The sequence below is a fragment of the Pseudomonas schmalbachii genome, assembly GCF_017589465.1.
Lineage (GTDB): Bacteria > Pseudomonadota > Gammaproteobacteria > Pseudomonadales > Pseudomonadaceae > Pseudomonas > Pseudomonas schmalbachii.
On record NZ_JAELYA010000005.1, the window covers coordinates 252,205 to 272,012 of the forward strand.

General features: G+C 64.1%; 19 protein-coding genes. 13 read left to right on the plus strand and 6 right to left on the minus strand.

What is annotated here, in order from left to right:
• Positions 1–329: 329 nt before the first annotated feature.
• From rpoE to pdxJ, 12 genes are all read left to right on the plus strand, one after another.
• The gene (gene rpoE, locus JFY56_RS14755; protein WP_208314589.1) at positions 330–914 is read left to right on the plus strand and encodes an RNA polymerase sigma factor RpoE; all 585 of its coding nucleotides are present in this window, start codon (positions 330–332) and stop codon (positions 912–914) included.
• Between the two features lie 31 nt (positions 915–945).
• Positions 946–1,530: a sigma-E factor negative regulatory protein gene (locus tag JFY56_RS14760; protein WP_208314590.1), complete on the plus strand. Its 585-nt coding sequence runs from the start codon at positions 946–948 to the stop codon at positions 1,528–1,530.
• Between the two features lie 20 nt (positions 1,531–1,550).
• Complete coding sequence (locus tag JFY56_RS14765; protein WP_208314591.1) at positions 1,551–2,492, plus strand: MucB/RseB C-terminal domain-containing protein; 942 nt, start codon at positions 1,551–1,553, stop codon at positions 2,490–2,492.
• Positions 2,489–2,932 (plus strand): SoxR reducing system RseC family protein, encoded by a 444-nt coding sequence (locus JFY56_RS14770; protein ID WP_208314592.1) that lies wholly within the window; start codon positions 2,489–2,491, stop codon positions 2,930–2,932. Before JFY56_RS14765 ends, JFY56_RS14770 begins: the two co-directional genes overlap by 4 nt.
• Positions 2,933–2,982: 50 nt before the next feature.
• Complete coding sequence (locus JFY56_RS14775; protein ID WP_208314593.1) at positions 2,983–4,410, plus strand: DegQ family serine endoprotease; 1,428 nt, start codon at positions 2,983–2,985, stop codon at positions 4,408–4,410.
• A gap of 151 nt (positions 4,411–4,561) precedes the next feature.
• Complete coding sequence (gene lepA / locus JFY56_RS14780) at positions 4,562–6,361, plus strand: translation elongation factor 4 (protein WP_208314594.1); 1,800 nt, start codon at positions 4,562–4,564, stop codon at positions 6,359–6,361.
• Between the two features lie 5 nt (positions 6,362–6,366).
• Positions 6,367–7,221, plus strand: coding sequence for a signal peptidase I (lepB, locus tag JFY56_RS14785; RefSeq protein WP_208314595.1), 855 nt, complete (start codon positions 6,367–6,369; stop codon positions 7,219–7,221).
• Between the two features lie 136 nt (positions 7,222–7,357).
• Positions 7,358–7,735: a DUF4845 domain-containing protein gene (locus JFY56_RS14790; RefSeq protein WP_208314596.1), complete on the plus strand. Its 378-nt coding sequence runs from the start codon at positions 7,358–7,360 to the stop codon at positions 7,733–7,735.
• The gene (rnc, locus tag JFY56_RS14795; protein ID WP_208314597.1) at positions 7,732–8,421 is read left to right on the plus strand and encodes a ribonuclease III; all 690 of its coding nucleotides are present in this window, start codon (positions 7,732–7,734) and stop codon (positions 8,419–8,421) included. Before JFY56_RS14790 ends, rnc begins: the two co-directional genes overlap by 4 nt.
• Entirely contained in the window at positions 8,414–9,328 is a 915-nt protein-coding gene (era, locus tag JFY56_RS14800) for a GTPase Era (protein WP_208314598.1), read from the plus strand. Before rnc ends, era begins: the two co-directional genes overlap by 8 nt.
• 79 nt (positions 9,329–9,407) lie before the next feature.
• Positions 9,408–10,112, plus strand: coding sequence for a DNA repair protein RecO (gene recO / locus JFY56_RS14805; RefSeq protein ID WP_208314599.1), 705 nt, complete (start codon positions 9,408–9,410; stop codon positions 10,110–10,112).
• Entirely contained in the window at positions 10,105–10,851 is a 747-nt protein-coding gene (gene pdxJ / locus JFY56_RS14810) for a pyridoxine 5'-phosphate synthase (RefSeq protein WP_208314600.1), read from the plus strand. The genes recO and pdxJ overlap by 8 nt, the downstream gene beginning before the upstream one ends.
• Positions 10,852–11,052: 201 nt before the next feature.
• Here pdxJ and cmoB read toward each other — a convergent pair whose 3' ends face one another.
• The 5 genes from cmoB to lon form a co-directional block, all read right to left on the minus strand.
• Entirely contained in the window at positions 11,053–12,021 is a 969-nt protein-coding gene (gene cmoB, locus JFY56_RS14815) for a tRNA 5-methoxyuridine(34)/uridine 5-oxyacetic acid(34) synthase CmoB (RefSeq protein ID WP_208314601.1), read from the minus strand.
• Positions 12,018–12,758 carry a carboxy-S-adenosyl-L-methionine synthase CmoA gene (cmoA, locus tag JFY56_RS14820; protein WP_208314602.1) on the minus strand — a complete coding sequence of 247 codons (741 nt, stop codon included), beginning with the start codon at positions 12,756–12,758 and terminating at the stop codon, positions 12,018–12,020. The genes cmoB and cmoA overlap by 4 nt, the downstream gene beginning before the upstream one ends.
• Before the next feature lie 139 nt (positions 12,759–12,897).
• The gene (locus tag JFY56_RS14825; RefSeq protein WP_208314603.1) at positions 12,898–13,470 is read right to left on the minus strand and encodes a hypothetical protein; all 573 of its coding nucleotides are present in this window, start codon (positions 13,468–13,470) and stop codon (positions 12,898–12,900) included.
• A gap of 181 nt (positions 13,471–13,651) precedes the next feature.
• Entirely contained in the window at positions 13,652–14,047 is a 396-nt protein-coding gene (locus JFY56_RS14830) for a protease inhibitor I42 family protein (protein ID WP_208314604.1), read from the minus strand.
• Between the two features lie 112 nt (positions 14,048–14,159).
• Positions 14,160–16,559 carry an endopeptidase La gene (gene lon, locus JFY56_RS14835; RefSeq protein WP_208314605.1) on the minus strand — a complete coding sequence of 800 codons (2,400 nt, stop codon included), beginning with the start codon at positions 16,557–16,559 and terminating at the stop codon, positions 14,160–14,162.
• A 188-nt stretch (positions 16,560–16,747) separates the two neighbouring features.
• Between lon and JFY56_RS14840 the strand changes: the two genes are divergently transcribed.
• Complete coding sequence (locus JFY56_RS14840) at positions 16,748–17,497, plus strand: AraC family transcriptional regulator (RefSeq protein WP_208314606.1); 750 nt, start codon at positions 16,748–16,750, stop codon at positions 17,495–17,497.
• Between the two features lie 95 nt (positions 17,498–17,592).
• Here the strand turns inward: JFY56_RS14840 and JFY56_RS14845 are convergent, their stop codons facing one another.
• Complete coding sequence (locus JFY56_RS14845) at positions 17,593–19,647, minus strand: TonB-dependent receptor (RefSeq protein ID WP_208314607.1); 2,055 nt, start codon at positions 19,645–19,647, stop codon at positions 17,593–17,595.
• Between the last annotated feature and the right edge of the window lie 161 nt (positions 19,648–19,808).

A 19,808-nucleotide genomic window follows, 5' to 3' on the forward strand; every position in this document is an offset into this window, starting at 1 on the left:
ATAGCGCGGTCCCGCGCTGGCCTTGTGCCGTCTTCCGTTCCACGCATGCTGGAATTACCGGAACTTTTTTAGTCGCTCTGGTTCCAATCATGGATGCCTGACGTCGTTTCCGTGCGTGCCAGAATAGTGTACGGAAGTGGTCGGGCATTTTGCCTGATACGGTTGAATTTGGCGGGTTGCGGACTGATCTACTGATCCGTCGCCGCGATTGAAAAAAAACTGTGCGGCATAGCTTGGAGGGGAGAACTTTTGCAAAAGGTCCGAGTCTATCTTGGCAGGACGATTCACCAGGGTGCTCGAAGCTCTTCCGGGTTCGTTGAGGAGCTTTCATGCTGACCCAGGAACAGGATCAACAACTGGTTGAACGGGTGCAACGCGGAGACAAGCGGGCCTTCGATCTGCTGGTGTTGAAATATCAGCACAAGATTCTGGGGTTGATCGTGCGTTTCGTGCATGACGCCCAGGAGGCCCAGGATGTCGCGCAGGAAGCGTTCATCAAGGCGTATCGCGCCTTGGGCAACTTCCGCGGCGACAGTGCTTTCTATACGTGGTTGTATCGAATTGCCATCAATACCGCGAAGAACCATCTGGTCGCTCGCGGGCGACGGCCGCCGGACAGTGATGTGACCGCCGAGGATGCGGAGTTCTTCGAAGGGGATCATGCCCTGAAGGACATCGAGTCGCCGGAGAGAGCCATGTTGCGGGATGAGATCGAGGAAACAGTCCATCGAACCATCCAGCAGTTGCCCGAGGATCTGCGCACGGCCCTGACCCTGCGCGAGTTCGAAGGCTTGAGTTACGAGGATATTGCCACCGTGATGCAATGCCCGGTGGGTACGGTTCGCTCACGGATATTCCGTGCGCGGGAAGCAATCGACAAGGCTTTGCAGCCTTTGTTGCATGATGAAAGTTGATACAGCGGCAAGAGCCAAGAGAGGTACCGCTATGAGTCGTGAAGCCCTGCAGGAGTCGCTATCCGCCGTCATGGACAATGAGGCGGATGAGCTCGAGCTGCGACGCGTGCTCGCTGCCTGCGGCGAGGACGTCGAATTGCGTGCCACCTGGTCCCGCTACCAGCTGGCCCGGTCGGCCATGCATCGCGAAACGGTCCTGCCGAAGATGGATATCGCTGCGTCGGTTTCCGCAGCGCTGGCCAGCGAATCGGCGCCGGTCGTGCAGAAGAGCACTCCCTGGAAGAACATCGGTCGCCTGGCGGTCGCCGCATCGGTGACGCTGGCCGTACTGGCGGGTGTTCGTCTATACCATCAGGATGATGGCGTTGCGTCCGGCCTCGCTCAGCAAGGCGCCACTCCGCAGGTGACCGTACCTCAGGTACAGGGGCCGGCGGTACTGGCCAGCTACGATGAAACCGAGGGTGCGCCGCAGGTCATCACCAATGCCCCGGCCGGCCAAAGCTGGCATGAGCAGCGTCTTCCGGGTTATCTCCGCCAGCACGCCCAGCAGTCCCAGGGTGGCGCGGCTGACAGTGCCCTGCCGTACGCGCGAGCCGCGAGCCTGGAAAGCCGCTGAATGCAATCTTGAGGAGCGCTATGCGCGGCACATCCCTGTTGTTTCTTCTCGGCGGCCTGTTGGCGATACCCGCACAGGCTGCCGACGCGCTGGACTGGATCAAGCGGCTCGCTGAAGTGGATCGCCAGCAGAGTTACCAGGGAACCTTCATATACGAGCGCAATGGCGTTTTCTCCACTCATGAAGTCTGGCACCGGGTCCAAAATGACGGCGCGGTGCTGGAGCGTCTGCTGCAGCTGGACGGACCGCGCCAGGAAGTCATCCGCAAGAACGATACCGCGCAATGCCTGGGCGGCGGCCTGGCCGAGCAGTTCGCCGATGGCCAGCTATGGCCTTCTCGCAAGTTCAATGCGGATGAGCTGAAGTCCTGGTATGACCTGCGCGTGGCGGGCGAGTCGCGTATTGCCGACCGGCCTGTCGTGGTGCTGTCGGTGAAGCCGCGCGATCAGCATCGTTATGGTTTCGAGTTGTATCTCGACAAGGAAACCGCTCTGCCGCTCAAGTCGCTGCTGCTGAACGAGAAGGGGCAGTTGCTGGAGCGCCTGCAGTTCACCCGGATGGATGTGTCCCGGCCCGAGGATGCGCAATTCCAGCCTTCCGGCAACTGCAAGGCGGTGCGCGAAAGCACGCTGGAAACGGTGCAGGCGAACTGGCATTCGGAGTGGGTGCCGCCGGGCTTCTCTCTCGATCACTCCTACAAGTGGCATAGTCCGGTGTCGGATGAGCAGGTGCTGTGCCTGTCGTTCGATGACGGCCTGGCGCGCTTCTCCGTATTCCTCGAGCCGCTGCGTGGTTCGCGCGTCGATGAGATTCGTACGCAACTGGGGCCAACCTCCGTGGTTTCCAAGCATCTCGCCACCGATGACGGCGGGATGATGGTCACGGTGGTCGGGGAGATTCCCAGCGGTACGGCCGAGCGAGTCGCCCTGTCCATGCGTCCCCAGGGAGGCGCCCCCAAGTGATCGAAGAGCGGGGGCGCGTTGTGGCTCTCGAGAAAGGTGCGGTCTGGGTCGAAACGGTTCGCCAGAGCACCTGCTCCGGATGTTCGATGAATGCCGGCTGCGGCCAGGGGCTGCTCGGCATGCTCGGAATCGGTGCCCGGCGCGGCCGGGTGCGTGCGTTGACCGGCCTGCAACTGTCGGTCGGCGATAGCGTGGTCTTCGGTATTCGTGAGGACCTCCTGCTCAAGAGTGCCCTCCAGTTCTATCTGCTTCCCCTGCTCGGATTGTTCGCGGCGGCCCTATTGACGTCGCAATGCGGGCTAAGTGAACCTTTGGTCGTTCTGGCCGGGATTGCTGGCTTTTTGGCATCCTGGTCATTCGTGCGCCGCCATTCCCGGCGCCACTCGGATGATCCGGCGCTGCAGCCGGTAGTGCTGCGAGCGCTGATCGCGGAGACCTGATGGTCTCATCCACGTCAACTCTTCCCTTCGCATAACGGGAGCAGTAGTCCATGCACACCCTGAAACGCAGTATGGCTGCGCTGATGGCCATGGTTGCCATGAGCCTGACAGCCGTCGCTCGCGCAGAATTGCCGGATTTTACCCCTCTGGTCGAAAAGGCCTCGCCGGCGGTCGTGAACATCAGCACCACGCAGAAAGTGTCGGATCAGTCGATGGGGGGAGGGCAGCTGTCGATTCCCGACCTCGAAGGCCTGCCGCCGATGTTCCGCGATTTCCTCGAGCGCAGTATTCCCCGCGACCAGCGCGGCGCTCCCCGTGGCCGCCAGCGTGAGGCTCAGTCGCTGGGCTCTGGTTTCATCATCTCCGACGATGGCTACGTGCTGACCAACAATCACGTGGTGGCCGACTCCGACGAAATCCTCGTGCGTCTTTCCGATCGCAGCGAGCACAAGGCCAAGCTGGTCGGTGCCGATCCGCGCAGCGACGTGGCGCTGCTGAAGATCGAGGCGAAGAACCTGCCGACCCTGAAACTCGGCGACTCCAACAAGCTCAAGGTTGGCGAATGGGTGCTGGCCATCGGCTCGCCCTTCGGCTTCGACCACTCGGTGACGGCCGGTATCGTCAGCGCCAAGGGTCGCAGCCTGCCGAACGAGAACTATGTACCGTTCATCCAGACCGACGTGGCGATCAACCCCGGCAACTCCGGCGGCCCGCTGCTCAACCTGGATGGCGAGGTGATCGGTATCAACTCGCAGATCTTCACCCGTTCCGGCGGCTTCATGGGCCTGTCCTTCGCCATTCCGATCGATGTGGCGATGAACGTGGCCGACCAGCTGAAGAAAGAGGGCAAGGTCAATCGCGGCTGGCTGGGCGTGGTGATCCAGGAGGTCAACAAGGACCTGGCTGAATCCTTCGGCCTGGACAAGCCGTCCGGCGCACTGGTCGCTCAACTGGTGGACGGTGGCCCGGCGGCCAAGGGTGGCCTGCAGGTCGGCGACGTGATCCTCAGTCTGAACGGCCAGAGCATCAACGAATCGGCGGACCTGCCGCATCTGGTGGGTAACATGAAACCGGGCGACAAGGCTTCCATGGAAGTGATCCGCGACGGCTCGCGCAAGACTCTGAGCATGGCCGTTGGCAGCCTGCCGGACGAAGACGCCGAAGTTGCCGCCATCGAGGGGCAGGGTGCGGAGCGCAGCAGCAATCGCATGGGCGTGACGGTCGCCGACCTGACCGCCGAGCAGCGCAAATCCCTCGACATCACCGGTGGTGTAGTGATCAAGGACGTCCAGGATGGTCCGGCGGCGATGATCGGCCTGCGTCCTGGCGACGTGATCACCCACCTGAACAATCGCGCGATCGACTCCGCCAAGACCTTCACCGAGGTCGCCAAGGCGCTGCCGAAGGACCGTTCGGTGTCCATGCGCGTACTGCGTCAGGGGCGCGCCAGCTTCATCACCTTCAAACTGCCCGGCTAACACGGCAGTTGGCGCAAAAGGGCGGTTTCGACCGCCCTTTCTCGTTTCCGCCCGGCCGGTCTCAGGCGTGGCGGCACGTAGCGGATTCAGGTAAACTCCCCGGCTATTTTTCGGCGGATCACCGCCTTCAGCCTTCCGAGCGTGCCAATCCGTGAGTGACCTGAGTCATATCCGCAATTTCTCCATCATCGCCCATATCGACCATGGCAAGTCGACCCTGGCCGACCGCTTCATCCAGATGTGCGGTGGTCTTTCCGACCGCGAGATGGAAGCGCAGGTCCTCGACTCCATGGATCTTGAGCGTGAGCGTGGGATCACCATCAAGGCGCACAGTGTCACCCTGCATTACAAGGCGAAGGACGGCAAAACCTATCAGTTGAACTTCATCGATACCCCCGGCCACGTCGACTTCACCTACGAAGTCAGCCGTTCCCTGGCCGCCTGCGAAGGCGCGCTGCTGGTGGTGGATGCGGGGCAGGGCGTCGAGGCGCAATCCGTGGCCAACTGCTACACCGCCATCGAGCAGGGCCTGGAAGTGATGCCGGTGCTGAACAAGATGGACCTGCCGCAGGCCGATCCGGACAAGGTGAAGGACGAGATCGAGAGCATCATCGGCATCGACGCCACCGATGCCGTAGCGTGCAGCGCGAAGAGCGGCATGGGCGTGGACGAGGTGCTGGAGCGCCTGGTGGCCACCATTCCGTCGCCGGAAGGCGAGATCGACGCGCCGCTGCAGGCGCTGATCATCGACTCCTGGTTCGACAACTACCTGGGCGTGGTCTCGCTGGTGCGGGTCAAGCACGGCCGGGTGAAGAAGGGCGACAAGATCCTGGTGAAATCCACCGGCAAGATCCACCAGGTGGACAGCGTCGGCGTATTCACTCCGAAGCACACCGAGATGGCTGATCTCAAGGCCGGCGAAGTGGGTTTCATCATCGCTGGCATCAAGGACATCCACGGCGCGCCGGTGGGCGACACCCTGACCCTCAGCAGCACTCCCGACGTGGATGTGCTGCCGGGCTTCAAGCGCGTCAAGCCGCAGGTCTATGCCGGCCTGTTCCCGGTCAGCTCCGATGACTTCGAGGACTTCCGCGAAGCCCTGCAGAAGCTCACGCTGAACGACTCCTCGCTGCAGTTCGAGCCGGAAAGCTCCGAGGCGCTGGGCTTCGGCTTCCGTTGCGGCTTCCTCGGCATGCTGCACATGGAGATCATCCAGGAGCGCCTGGAGCGCGAGTACGACCTGGACCTGATCACCACCGCGCCGACCGTGGTCTTCGAGATCGTGCAGAAGAACGGCGAGATCATCTACGTCGACAACCCGTCGAAACTGCCGGACCTGTCGTCGATCGACGAGATGCGCGAACCGATCTGCCGGGCCACCATCCTCGTGCCCCAGGAACACCTGGGCAACGTCATCACGCTGTGCATCGAGAAGCGCGGCGTGCAGCGTGACATGCACTTCCTCAGCGGCCAGGTCCAGGTGATCTACGACCTGCCGATGAACGAAGTGGTGCTGGACTTCTTCGATCGCCTGAAGTCCACCAGCCGTGGCTATGCCTCGCTGGATTACAGCTTCGACCGCTTCGAGCCGGCCAACCTGGTCCGCCTCGACGTGCTGATCAACGGCGAGAAAGTGGATGCCCTCGCCCTGATCGTCCACCGCGACAACGCCCCCTACAAAGGGCGTGCACTGGTGGAGAAGATGAAGGAACTGATCCCGCGGCAGATGTTCGACGTCGCGATTCAGGCAGCCATCGGCGGGCAGATCATCGCTCGTTCGACGGTCAAGGCACTCAGGAAGAACGTGCTGGCCAAGTGCTACGGCGGTGACGTGAGCCGTAAGCGCAAGCTGCTGGAGAAGCAGAAGGCCGGTAAGAAAAGGATGAAGCAGGTCGGCAGCGTGGAAATTCCGCAGGAAGCCTTCCTCGCTGTGCTCAAAGTGGACAGTTAGAACCTATGACGCTGAATTTTCCGCTGTTGCTGGTGATCGCCGTAGCCGTGTGCGGCGCTCTCGCCCTGGTCGATCTCGTGCTGTTCGCGCCGCGCCGTCGGGCGGCCATTTCCGCCTATCAGGGCTCGGTTGGCGAGCCCGATCCGGAAGTGCTGGACAAGCTGAACAAGGAGCCCGTGCTCGTCGAGTATGGCAAGTCGTTCTTCCCGGTACTGTTCATCGTGCTGGTGCTGCGTTCGTTCCTGGTCGAGCCGTTCCAGATCCCGTCCGGCTCGATGAAGCCCACGCTGGAAGTCGGCGACTTCATCCTGGTCAACAAGTTCGCCTACGGCATTCGCCTGCCGGTGCTGGACACCAAGGTGATCCCGGTCGGCGATCCGCAACGCGGCGACGTGATGGTGTTCCGCTACCCGAGCGAGCCGAACATCAATTACATCAAGCGCGTAGTCGGCGTTCCGGGCGACAAGGTCCGCTATACCAGCGACAAGCGCCTGTACATCAATGGCCAGCCGGTTGCTGAGCAACTGCTGGGCGAAGAGCCGGGCACCCTGGGCAGCGTCACGCTGTACAAGGAGAAGCTGGGCGCCGCCGAGCACATGATCCGCAAGGAAATGACCCGCTACCGTATCGATCCGGGCAAGGAGTGGGCGGTTCCGGCTGGTCACTACTTCATGATGGGCGACAACCGCGACAACTCCAACGACAGCCGCTACTGGAACGATCCGAAGATCCCGAAAGAGCTGCTTGGCATGGTCCCGGACCGCAACATCGTCGGCAAGGCTTTCGCGGTATGGATGAGCTGGGCCGATCCGAAGATGCAAAACCTGCCAAACTTCTCGCGAGTCGGCGTGATTCACTGATTTGTGAGTTCGTTCGGTACCGGATGCTGCGTACGGTGCTAGAACCGAACGGGGCTGCACGCCGAGAGCGGGCAGCCCCGTTTGCACTGGAGGCCCGTCGGCGACGGGCTGAAGAAATCATCGACATGAGGTCGCTATGAAGTACGCACGTTCGCAGAAGGGAATGTCTCTGCTGGGTTGGCTGGTGGTTCTCGCCATTGTGGCGTTCCTCGCCAGTACCGCGTTCAAGATCATCCCGCACTATCTGGACTACTACTCCATCGAGAAGGCGATCACTTCCGTGGAGACCGACAAGGCCGCTGAGGTGCGCAGCGTTCCCGAGTTCTACTCTTATGTGGGCAAGGCGCTGCAGATCAACAACATCCGCGACCTGAACCTCCAGGAGGCGCTGGATGTGAAGCAGCAGGACAACGAGTTCCACGCCCATCTGAAGTACGAAAAACGCGAGCCACTGATCGAGAATGTCGATCTGGTGGTCCACTTTGACAAAGAATTCCGTGTACGAATGCCGTGAGTAATACCCTGGATAGACTTGAGCGCAAGCTCGGCTACACGTTCAAGGATCAGGACCTGATGGTCCTGGCCCTGACCCATCGCAGCTACGCCGGGCGCAACAACGAGCGCCTGGAGTTTCTCGGCGATGCCATTCTCAATTTCATCATCGGCGAAGCGCTGTTCGTCCACTTCCCCCAGGCGCGCGAAGGCCAGCTGTCACGGTTGCGTGCGCGGCTGGTCAAGGGCGAGACCCTGGCCCTGCTGGCGCGCGGTTTCGAACTGGGCGAATACCTGCGACTGGGTTCGGGGGAGCTGAAGAGCGGCGGTTTCCGCCGCGAATCGATCCTCGCCGATGCCATGGAGGCGCTGATCGGCGCCATCTACCTGGATACCGGCATGGACTCGGCCCGCGAGCGCATCCTTGCCTGGCTCGGCCCGCAGCTGAACGAGCTGACACCGGTGGACACCAACAAGGACCCGAAGACCCGCCTGCAGGAGTACCTGCAGTCGCGCGCCTGCGAGCTGCCGCGCTACGACGTGGTGGATATCCAGGGCGAACCGCATTGCCGGACGTTCTACGTCGAATGCGAAGTCGCCCTGCTGAATGACAAGACCCATGGGCATGGCGGTAGTCGCCGTATCGCCGAGCAGGTGGCCGCCGCGGCCGCGCTGGTGGCCCTGGGCGTGGAGAATGCCCATGAGTGAAAACGCCGAAACCAATGACGTCAGCCGCTGCGGCTACGTCGCCATCGTGGGCCGCCCGAACGTGGGCAAGTCGACCTTGCTGAACCACATCCTCGGACAGAAGCTGGCGATCACCTCGCGCAAGCCGCAGACCACGCGCCACACCCTGCTCGGGATCAAGACCGAGGGGGCGATCCAGGCGGTGTACGTCGATACTCCCGGTCTGCACAAGGACAACGACAAGGCGCTCAACCGCTACATGAACCGCTCCGCCAGCGCCGCGCTGAAGGATGTCGACGTGGTGATCTTCGTCGTCGACCGCACGCGCTGGACCGACGAGGACCAGATGGTTCTCGACCGCGTTCGCCATGTGGACTGCCCGGTACTGATCGCGGTGAACAAGGTCGATCGTCTGGAAGAGAAGGGCGATCTGCTGCCGCACCTGCAATGGCTCGCCGAACAGCTGCCGAACGCCGAAGTGGTGCCGATCTCCGCCCAGCACGGGCAGAACCTCGAGATCCTCGAAGGGCTGGTCGCCGAGCGCCTGCCGGAAAGCGAACATTTCTTCCCGGAAGACCAGATCACCGACCGCAGCAGCCGCTTCCTCGCCGCCGAACTGGTGCGCGAGAAGATCATGCGCCAGCTCGGTGCCGAACTGCCGTACCAGATCACCGTGGAAATCGAAGAGTTCAAGCAGGAAGGCCGCATCCTGCATATCCACGCGCTGATCCTGGTGGAGCGCGACGGGCAGAAGAAAATCATCATCGGCGAGAAGGGCGAGCGCATCAAAAGCATCGGCCAGAACGCACGCAAGGACATGGAAGTGCTGTTCGACTCCAAGGTCATGCTCAACCTCTGGGTCAAGGTGAAGGGCGGCTGGTCCGACGACGAGCGCGCGCTGCGTTCGCTCGGCTACGGCGACCTCTGATCCGCATGCCGGCCCGCCGCCATGCTGGCGGGCCCGGCGTCCTCCGCGCCTTGCCTGGCGCATCCTTCGGGTCCGACGCATGAGCTTCGCCCCTGTTCCCCGTCCAGCTTTCGTCCTGCACAGCCGTCCGTACAAGGAAACCAGCGCGCTGGTGGACTTCCTTACGCCGGAGGGTCGCTTGCGCGCCGTATTGCGCGGGGCGCGGGGCAAGGCCGGGGCGGTCGCGCGACCGTTCATCCCGCTGGAGGCGGAGTTTCGCGGGCGCAGCGAGCTGAAGACCGTCGGTCGCCTGGAAGCTGCCGGAATTCCCAACCTGCTGGCGGCCGATGCGCTGTTCAGCGGCCTGTACCTGAATGAGCTGCTGATCCGCCTGCTGCCTGCCGAAGACCCGCATCCCGAACTTTTCGAACACTACCGCGCGACCCTGCCGCTGCTGGCCGCCGGTCGCCCTCTGGAGCCGTTGCTGCGTGCATTCGAATGGCGGTTGCTGGACGAGTTGGGCTATGGTTTTTCCCTGGATACGGATATCGTCGGCCAGTCCGTGGCGCCGGACGGACTGTATCGCCTGCTGCCGGACGCCGGACTCGAACCGGTGGCCGACCTGCAGCCGGGCATCTTCCATGGCGCCGACCTGCTGGCGATGTCCCAGGCGGACTGGAGCGCCCCCGGGGCCCTGGCTGCGGCCAAGCGCCTGATGCGCCAGGCGCTCGCTCCTCATCTTGGCGGCCGACCGCTGGTCAGCCGCGAGCTCTTCATGAATCGCAAGGAACCCACTCGTGACTGAAGCCAACCGAATTCTGCTCGGCGTCAACATCGACCACGTAGCCACCCTGCGCCAGGCGCGCGGCACGCGCTATCCCGATCCGGTGAAGGCGGCCCTGGACGCCGAGGAAGCCGGCGCCGACGGCATCACCGTGCACCTGCGTGAAGATCGCCGGCATATCCAGGAACGCGACGTACGAGTCCTCCAGGAAGTCCTGCAGACGCGGATGAACTTCGAAATGGGCGTGACCGAGGAAATGCTCGCCTTCGCCGAGAGCATCCGTCCCGCCCACGTCTGCCTGGTGCCGGAGCGCCGCGAGGAACTGACCACCGAAGGCGGGCTGGACGTCGCCGGCCAGGAAAAACGCATCCACGAGGCGGTGCAGCGCCTGAGCGCGATCGGCTGCGAGGTTTCCCTGTTCATCGATACCGACGAACGCCAGATCGAGGCTTCGGCCCGGGTCGGCGCGCCCGCCATCGAGCTGCACACCGGTCGCTACGCCGATGCCCATACCCCGGCGGAAGTCGCCCTGGAACTGGCGCGCATTCGCGATGGCGTCGAGTTCGGCCTGGCCCGTGGCCTGATCATCAATGCCGGCCATGGCCTGCACTACCACAACGTCGAGGCGGTGGCGGCGATCCCCGGGGTGAACGAGCTGAACATCGGCCACGCGCTGATCGCCCATGCCGTATTCGTCGGCCTCAAGCAGGCGGTGGCGGAGATGAAGGCGCTGATGATCGCGGCGGCCCACCGCCGTTGATCTGAGCGTAGGTTGGTGCTGAACGCAGTGAAGCCCAACATCGATGGCGTTGGGCTTCGCAAGCTCAGCGCCAACCTACGGTGTCTCAGCAGCAGCGAGTAGGGTGGAAATCGCGAAGCATTTCCACCGTGCCCACCGTGATTGCGCTGCATTTGGTGGATAAGCTGCGCGTTATCCACCCTACGCATACCGGTAGCCTTGTCAGGGCTTGCGCGCTACCAGCGTGGCGCGCAGCGGCGCGGGCAGGCCTTCGATGGTGCGGCTGCAGTCGTTCGGATCGAGGAAGTCCGGCAGCGACTGATAGCGCATCCAGTCGGTGGCGCGTTGTTCCTCCACCGTGGTCCGGCTGATATCCACGCAGCGCACGTCGGCGAAACCGGCGCGGCGCAGCCATAGCTCCAGAGCGGGCACCGAGGGCAGGAACCAGACGTTGCGCATCTGCGCATAGCGGTCTTCCGGCACCAGCACGGTGTTGACGTCGCCTTCCACCACCAGCGTTTCCAGCATCACCTCGCCGCCCCGGCGCAGGCAGTCCTTCAGCGCCAGCAGATGGTCGATCGGCGAGCGGCGGTGGTAGAGCACGCCCATGGAAAACACCGTGTCGAAGCCTTCCAGCTTCTCCGGAAGCTCTTCCAGCGTCAGCGGCAGGTGCCAGGCCGGCAGGTCGGGCAGGTAGCGCTTCATGGCGAGGAACTGGCAGAAGAACAGCCAGTTCGGATCGACACCGACCACGCTGCGCGCGCCGGCGCCGAGCATGCGCCACTGGTAGTAGCCGTTACCGCAGCCGACATCCAGCACGCGTTTGCCGGCCAGGTCGATATGCGGCGCGACGCGTTGCCATTTCCAGTCCGAGCGCCATTCGGTATCGATATGCACGCCGAACACGTCGAACGGCCCCTTGCGCCAGGGGATCAGCCCCTGCAGCGCGGTCTTCAGCTGCTCGCGGGTCGCTTCGTCGCATTCGCCTTCCAGGGCGAAGTAGCGCTCCAGTTCGGCGGCGGCGGGAGCCAGTTGCGGCAGGCGGTCCACGGCCGCCAGCCAGCGTTCGAGGTCGCCATGGCCGTCCTCGACCTTGGCTTGCAGTTGCGCGGCGAGGGACTCGCTCCAGGCTTGCAGGGGCGTGCCGGCCAGCTCGCGCTGCAGGCTGGCGAGGGCGAAACGTTCGATCATGGCAGGGCGATCATCGAGGAGAAGTTGAGACACTGGAACCACAGCACCACCTTGGAGAAGCCGGCGGCGAGCAGGCGCTCGCGGTGGGTCTCGAAGGTATCCGGGCGCATGACGTTCTCGATGGCGGTGCGCTTCTGGGCGATTTCCAGGTCGCTGTAGCCGTTGGCGCGCTTGAAGTCGATATGCAGGTCGGTGAGCAGGGCATGTTCTTCGGGATCGGCGAAGCAGAGCTTTTCCGAGAGGACCAGTGCGCCGCCCGGCAGCAGGCTCTGGCGAATCCGCCGCAGCAGGTCGAGCCGCTGCTCCGGGGCGATGAACTGCAGGGTGAAGTTCATCGCCACCAGCGAGCAGGGCTGGAAGTCGAGTTCGAGGATGTCGGCTTCCTGCAGCTCCACCGGCAGCAGTTCCTGGTACATCGAGTCCTGGGCGAGCATGTATTCGCGGCAGCGCTGGATCATCGCGCTGGAATTATCGACGCCGATTACCCGGCACCTTTCGGTCTTCACATGGCGGCGCAGGGCCTGGGTCACCGCACCGAGGGAGCAGCCGAGGTCGTAGAGCACGCTGTCCGGCTGGGCGAAGCGGGCGCCGAGCAGGCCGATGTTCTCGACGATGGTCGGATAGCCCGGAGCGGAGCGCTTGATCATGTCCGGGAAAACGCGCACCACGTCCTCGTTGAAGGTGAAGTCGGGGATGTGCGGCTGCGGCTGGGAAAAGATGCGGTCTGGCTCGCTCACGCGATGTGGCCTCGGTACGGTGGAGCAGGCGTTGGGCGGGACGAGCAGGCTGGCGCGAAAACATGACGCCCCCCGTCGACCCGCAGGGGCGGGGCATTGTAGCCGACGTGCGGGGCCGACCCAACCTCCAGGCGACGGGCTACTTCAGCTGGTCGGAGAAGAACTCTCCCGCACCCTGCAGCGGACCGAGCGGATTCTTCTTGTCCTCGACCTTGCGGATGTTCGGCTCGCCGTTGCTGACCTTGTGCACCACCACATCGTCGATCAGTACGAATACCGAGCGGAACGACCAGCCCTGAACCTCACGCCGCTTGCGGAAGTTGAAGATGTCCGCCCAGAAGCTGCCGACGCGCTGGCTGTCGGTCTTGCTGAAGTCGAAGGCATAGCCTATGCAGCGGTCCTTGGCCTGCAGGCATTGCACCAGCCCGTCGGGCAGGTAATCGATCGGAATGTTCGGCTGCACGAAAAGCAGGCGCACGTCGATGAACGAAAGCATCTTGGCGTTGCCCTGGGCCAGGGGGTCGAAGCCGAGGGCGTAAAGTTGGGAGCGAGTGGTACTGCCAGGACTTACCTGCTTGAAGCGATTCTCCGCGTCCTGATAGTCGAGAAAGGGCGACTGCACCTCGGCGCGCTCGCTCGGCAGGAGGCTGCCGCAGGCCGAAATCGTCATGTAGGCGACTAGCAACAACGTAACACGAACTACTGCACGCATGAGCCGCCTCCATTCGATTGTTCAGTATTTCATATAGTCGATGGCAGGGCGGCTTGCAGGACTTTTCTGTAAGCCGCCTGGGGGCGTAACGGAATCTTCACGCCTTGCCGGGCACCGGTCGTCCGCAAGGTCGAGTCGGGGTATCGCCAGGGGCCACGGGGCGCTTGCGTTTGCGCTGGATTCAGCGGGCGCTGATCGGACAGTCGAAGACTTGCGCCGGTGGAACTTCCTTTTCCCAGGGGCGCTGATAGGCGAGCTGCAGATGCCCTTCGCCCTGCTGCACGACCCGGAAACGCCAGGTGGACTGGCCCGCGGAACCGATCAACCCGGAGTCTTCCGGATTGCTGTACACCTCCGGGCCGAGGCTGCGCAGCACGGAACTGGCGCCGTCGCGCATCTCCCAGCGGAAGCCGGTGGTGGGATTGCTCGGCAGCATGAGCACCAGTTCCTGGCCTTGCACGAGCCTGAGCGGCTTGCAGTCGTGCGCATCCTCCAGGCTCACCACTGGCGAGGGTTGTCCGGCGCAGCCGGCAAGCAGCAATGCGGAGAGGGGCAAGAGCTGGCGAAATGGCGACATGACGAATCCTGGTGGCTGGGACAGGCGGCCAGAATAACCTGCAAGCCGCCTCTCTAAAACCAGGTGCCTGCCGTTCCCTGTCCCGTTGCGGAAGCGGGAACGGCAGGTGGCACTAGGCCGGGAACAGCACCTTCGCCACATCGGAGAAGCGCCGGGCGAAGTGCACGGTCAGGTCTTCCTTGAGGTAGTCCGGCAGCTCCTCGAAGTCGCCGCGGTTGGGTTCCGGCAGGATCAGCTCGAAGATCTTCTGCCGCCGCGCTGCGATCACCTTCTCGCGTACCCCGCCGATTGGCAGTACCTGCCCGGTCAGGGTCAGCTCGCCAGTCATCGCCACGCCCTTCTTCGGCGCCTGGTTGCGCGCCAGGGAGAGCAGGGCGCTGGCCATGGTGACGCCGGCGCTGGGGCCGTCCTTCGGCGTGGCGCCTTCCGGTACGTGCAGGTGGACGAAGGCCTGGTCGAAGAAGGTCGGATCGCCACCGTACTTCTTCAGGTGCGAGCTGACGTAGCTGTAGGCGATTTCCGCCGATTCCTTCATCACCTCGCCGAGCTGGCCGGTGAGCTTGAAACCGCGATTCAGCGTATGGATGCGCGTCGCCTCGATCGGCAGGGTGGCGCCGCCCATGCTGGTCCAGGCCAGGCCGGTGATTACGCCGACGCCGCTGAGCACCTGTTCGGTGCGGAATACCGGCATGCCCAGGTAGCCTTCCAGATCCTTGGCGCCAATCTTCAGATTCATCTCCGGATCTTCCAGCAGTTTCACCACCGACTTGCGCACCAGTTTGCCGAGCTGCTTCTCCAACTGACGTACGCCGGCCTCGCGGGCGTAACCCTCGATCACCGCTTTCAGCGCGGCATCGTTGATCGACAGGCGCTGCTTCGGCACGCCGGCCTTTTCCAGCTGCTTCGGCCACAGGTGGCGCTTGGCGATGGCCAGCTTCTCTTCGGCGATGTAGCCGGACAGGCGGATCACCTCCATGCGGTCGAGCAGCGGGCCGGGGATCGCGTCCAGGGTGTTGGCGGTGCAGACGAACAGCACCTTGGACAGGTCCAGGCGCAGGTCCAGGTAGTGGTCGAGGAACTCGACGTTCTGCTCCGGATCGAGGGTTTCCAGCAGCGCCGACGCCGGGTCGCCCTGGTAGCTGCTGCCGAGCTTGTCGATCTCGTCGAGCATGATCACCGGGTTCATCACTTCCACGTCCTTCAGCGCCTGCACCAGCTTGCCGGGCAGGGCGCCGATGTAGGTGCGGCGGTGGCCCTTGATCTCCGCCTCGTCGCGCATGCCGCCGACGCTGAAGCGGTAGAACGGCCGGCCGAGACTTTCGGCGATGGACTTGCCGATGCTGGTCTTGCCCACCCCGGGCGGGCCGACCAGCAGCACGATGGAGCCGGCGATCTCGCCCTTGAAGGCGCCCACGGCGAGGAATTCGAGAATGCGGTCCTTCACGTCATCCAGGCCGGCGTGATGCTTGTCCAGCACCTTGCGCGCGTGCTTGAGGTCGAGCTTGTCCTTGCCCAGCACGCCCCACGGCACCGATGTGGCCCAGTCCAGGTAATTGCGGGTGACGGCGTATTCCGGTGAGCCGGTTTCCAGTATCGACAGCTTGTTCAGCTCCTCGTCGATACGCTTCCGCGCCTGCTCCGGCAAGGTCTTGCCTTCCAGGCGGGCGCGGAACTCGTCGGCGTCGGCGCTCTTGTCGTCCTTGGTGATGCCCAGTTCCTGCTGGATGATCTTCAGCTGTTCCTGGAGGAAGAATTCGCGCTGGCGTTCGCCGATCTTGCGATTGACCTCGGCGGACAGCTCCTTCTGCAGGCGCGCGACCTCGACTTCCTTGCGCAGCAGCGGCAGCACCCGCTCCATGCGTTTGAGGATCGGCACGCAATCCAGCACTTCCTGCAGCTCCGAGCCGGGCGCGGTGGTCAGCGCGGCGGCGAAGTCGGTCAGCGGCGACGGATCGTTGGGATTGAAGCGATTCAGGTAGTTCTTCAGCTCTTCGCTGTACAGCGGGTTGAGCGGCAGCAGTTCCTTGATCGCATTGATCAGCGCCATGCCGTAGGCCTTGACCTCGTCGCTGCTGTCGATGGCGGTGTGCGGGTAATCCACCTCGACCAGGAACGGCGGCCGGTGGCGCTTCAGCCAGCTGCGGATGCGCACCCGCGCGAGGCCCTGGGCGACGAACTGCAGCGTGCCGCCTTCGCGGCTGGCATGGTGCACGCGCACCAGCGTGCCGTGTTCGGGCAGGCTGGAGGGATCGAAGTGGCGCGGATCGTCCGGCGGGTTGTCCATGAAGAACAGCGCCAGGCAGTGATGGTCGGTCTTGGCCACCAGTTCCAGGGTTTCCGCCCACGGTTCTTCATTGACGATCACCGGCAGGACCTGTGCCGGGAAGAACGGACGGTTGTGGATCGGGATGACATAGACCGTGCTGGGCAGGCTCTGCCCCGGCAGAGCCAGGCCGGTGTTGCTGACTTCTTCGGCGCTGTGGATATCGTGAATCTCGTCTTGGTCGCTCATGAGGCACCTGACTGATTGAACCTGAAAGTCTAGATGGGGAAGGCGGCGGCGGGTTTCAATCCCTGCAGGTGGCTCATCGGTATCGGCATGCTTCCGGGCCTGGGACGCCTGTCCCAGGGCTCCGTGGATGCTGGGCAGGGCGGTTGAAGTCGGGTAAAGTGCGCAAAATTTGAACAGCCCTGCCGCCAATGTTCGACACTCGCCTTGCCCACCTGCCGGACCAGTCGCATACCCATGCCCACGACCACCACCAGTTGGTGATGTCGCTGGCCGGGCGCGCCGAGTTCGAGGTGGACGGGCGAGGCGGAGAGGTGTGCCGCATGCGCGCCTGCCTGGTGCCGGGCGATGCCGGGCATGCCTTCGTCGGGGTCGGCGACAACCGCATGCTGATCATCGACCTCGACGAGGGCGGAACCGGCGCCGAGGACCGCGACCTGCTCGCGCGCCTGTTCGAGGCGCCGCGCTACCCGACGCTGGATGCCGATTTCCAGAACCTGCTCAGCTACGCCGGCGCCGAGATCGCCCGCTACGGCAACGATCCGCTGCTGGCGCGCGCCCTCGGCGGCGTGCTGATCCGTGCCCTGCACCTGCGCCTGTTCGGCGAGCAGATGCCGTTGCCCAGCGGCCCGCTGGACATGGAGCGCATCGATGCGCACATTCTCGACAACCTGGCGCGGCGCATCACCGTCGCCGAGCTGGCCCAGGTGGCCTGCCTCAGCCCCAGCCATTTCCACGCGCAGTTCAAGGACTCGGTCGGCCTCACGCCGCACCAGTACCTGCTCAAGCTGCGCCTGGACAGCGCCGCGCGCCTGCTGCGCGAAAGCGACCTGCCGCTGGTGCGGGTCGCCGGCGAGTGCGGCTTCTCCAGCCAGAGCGCGCTGACCACGGCGATGCGCCGTTATCTCGGCCTGACGCCCAAGTCGTTGCGGCGAGGGTAGCGGCCTTCGCCGCTCCGTAGGGCGGGTGCAACCCGCCATTGCGGATGTGTGGCGGGTTTCACCCGCCCTACGTTGCCGGTTGACCCGGCATTTCCTCAAAACGCCACCTTCACCCCCGCCTCGATGCTGCGTCCCGCCGCCGGCACGCTGTCGCGCAGGATCGAGCTGGCGTAGCGCACGGTCTGGTCGGTCAGGTTGTCACCCTTGACGAAAGCCAGCCAGTCGCTGTCGCCAAGCGCGAAGCGGTAGCCCAGGCTGGCGCCGAGGGTGGTGTAGCTGTCGGTGGGCAGTTCCTCGTCCGGCACGCGGTGCTGCGAGGCGGCGTGTTCCACCTCAAGTCGCGCCTGCCATTGCTGCAGTTCCCAGATCAGCGCGCTGTTCAGGCGCAGCGGGGCGATGCGCGGCAGGGGCTCGCCGCTGTCCCTGTTCTTCGCCCGGGTGTAGTCGCCGGAGAGCTCCAGGTCGAAGTTGCCATACGGACTCTGCAGCAGGTGGATGCGGTCCTGCGCTTCCACCCCATAGAACTCCGCTCGCACCCCGCTGTAGAGGAATTCCGGCAGCGCATCCTCGCTGTCGGCATCCACCACTTCGCCTTCCTCGTCGCGGTAGCGGCCGCTGGCGAGCAGGCCGATGTAGTTGGAGAAGCGGCTGTAGAACAGGCCGACGCTGCCTTTATGCACGCCATTATCGAAGCGCAGGGCGAGGTCGCTGGAGACCGCCTTTTCCTTGTCCGCATCGGCATCGCCCACTTCGAAGGTGCCGGTCGCCGCGTGCGGGCCGTTGGCGTACAGCTCGTAGAAGGTCGGTGCGCGCTCGGTGTAGCTGAGGGTGGCGGCCAGCGACCAGACTGGCGTCAGCCGGTACACCGCGCCGCTGGACAGGCTGCCGGCGGTGAAGCTGCGCGAGCGGTCGTTCTCGGCGAAACGTTCGTTGCCCTTGGCGTCCGGATCGATCTGGCTGTGCTCCAGACGGCCGCCGAAACTCAGGTCCAGACGGTCGGTGGCTTTCCATTCCTCCAGAACGAAGAGTGCCGAGCTGTCGGTTTCGGTATGCGGCACGAAGGCTTCCTCGCCGAGGGCGGAGAAGCGGCTGTTGCCGATCTGCGCGCCGATCACGCCCTCCAGCGGGCCGAGCGGGCGATGGCGGGCTTCGACGCGGCCTTCGTAGCCGTCGTTCTTGAAGGTGGTGCCGGTCTCGCCGCCTTCGAGTTCCTTGTGCTGGTACTCGGTGTAGGCCGCATCGAACTTCAGCGAGGTGAAGAGGCCGTCCAGATCGCGGATTTCCGAGGCGAAGGCGTAGCGGTCCTGATGCATCTTCAGGCGCACGTCGTCCTCGGCGGGTGAGCCGTAGTTGCTGTCGTAGCCGCTGTAGGAAAGCCCGGCGTAGCCGTGATCCCAGTGGTAGCTGCCACCAACGGCGCCGTTGTCCTGGCGGCCGTCGCTGTTGGCCACGCGGTGCTTGCGGGTATCTCCGTCTATTTCCCGCTGACGGGCGGAGTGGGCGTAGCCAGGGATACGCAGGTCGTTGAATTCGCGGGAGCCGGCGTCCAGGTGCAGGGCGAAACGGCCGTCGCCGGCCTCCAGCGCACCCGCGGCGGCGCGAGTGGTGTCGGCGCCGCCGTAGCGCAGTTCGCCGCGACCATGCAGGCCATCCACCGCTTCGCTGGGGATGCGGTTGTCGAAACTGTTGACCACGCCGCCGATGGCGTTGCCGCCGTAGAGCAGGGCGGCCGGGCCACGGACTACCTCGATGCGCTCCACGGCGTTCGGATCTTCCGGCACGGCGTGGTCATAGGACAGCGATGAGGCATCCAGCGCGCCGACGCCATTGCGCAGCACGCGGATGCGGTCGCCATCCATGCCGCGGATGATCGGCCGGCTGGCGCCGGGGCCGAACCAGGTCGAGGACACGCCCGGCAAGCCGTTGAGGGTTTCGCCCAGGCTGCCCTGCTGGCGCAGCGTCAGCTCGTCGCCCTGCAGGACGCTGCTGGGAGCGGCCGGAGAGTCGCTGCCCAGCGGATTGCCGGTGATGACCTGCGGCGCCAGTTCGCTCGGCCTGTCGTCGGCGGCGAAGGCCGGCAGGCTGCCGAGCAGCACCAGGGCCAGCGGCGTGAGGGCCCACTGTGGGCGGTGGAGAAGGGGTGAAGGCATGGACAGCTCCTTGATTTCTGGCAGGCAAGACTTCCCCGTCCCGCGGAAAACGCAGGTTTGAAAAATGGGCGAGACGGGGCGGCCGACAGAGGTGAAAACCTGTCGGCTGGATAGTGTTGGCTATTTGTCGTTATAACATAACATATCTTTTCGTTAGAAAA

Bases quoted from the DNA above. Each gene is read 5' to 3' on its own strand.
- JFY56_RS14765 (WP_208314591.1), top strand. From the start codon at position 1,551: ATGCGCGGCACATCCCTGTTGTTTCTTCTCGGCGGCCTGTTGGCGATA.
- JFY56_RS14825 (WP_208314603.1), bottom strand. From the start codon at position 13,470: ATGCGTGCAGTAGTTCGTGTTACGTTGTTGCTAGTCGCCTACATGACG.
- recO (WP_208314599.1), top strand. From the start codon at position 9,408: ATGAGCTTCGCCCCTGTTCCCCGTCCAGCTTTCGTCCTGCACAGCCGT.
- JFY56_RS14840 (WP_208314606.1), top strand. From the start codon at position 16,748: ATGTTCGACACTCGCCTTGCCCACCTGCCGGACCAGTCGCATACCCAT.
- JFY56_RS14830 (WP_208314604.1), bottom strand. From the start codon at position 14,047: ATGTCGCCATTTCGCCAGCTCTTGCCCCTCTCCGCATTGCTGCTTGCC.
- JFY56_RS14845 (WP_208314607.1), bottom strand. From the start codon at position 19,647: ATGCCTTCACCCCTTCTCCACCGCCCACAGTGGGCCCTCACGCCGCTG.
- era (WP_208314598.1), top strand. From the start codon at position 8,414: ATGAGTGAAAACGCCGAAACCAATGACGTCAGCCGCTGCGGCTACGTC.
- rpoE (WP_208314589.1), top strand. From the start codon at position 330: ATGCTGACCCAGGAACAGGATCAACAACTGGTTGAACGGGTGCAACGC.
- cmoB (WP_208314601.1), bottom strand. From the start codon at position 12,021: ATGATCGAACGTTTCGCCCTCGCCAGCCTGCAGCGCGAGCTGGCCGGC.
- lon (WP_208314605.1), bottom strand. From the start codon at position 16,559: ATGAGCGACCAAGACGAGATTCACGATATCCACAGCGCCGAAGAAGTC.
- JFY56_RS14790 (WP_208314596.1), top strand. From the start codon at position 7,358: ATGAAGTACGCACGTTCGCAGAAGGGAATGTCTCTGCTGGGTTGGCTG.
- JFY56_RS14760 (WP_208314590.1), top strand. From the start codon at position 946: ATGAGTCGTGAAGCCCTGCAGGAGTCGCTATCCGCCGTCATGGACAAT.
- lepB (WP_208314595.1), top strand. From the start codon at position 6,367: ATGACGCTGAATTTTCCGCTGTTGCTGGTGATCGCCGTAGCCGTGTGC.
- JFY56_RS14775 (WP_208314593.1), top strand. From the start codon at position 2,983: ATGCACACCCTGAAACGCAGTATGGCTGCGCTGATGGCCATGGTTGCC.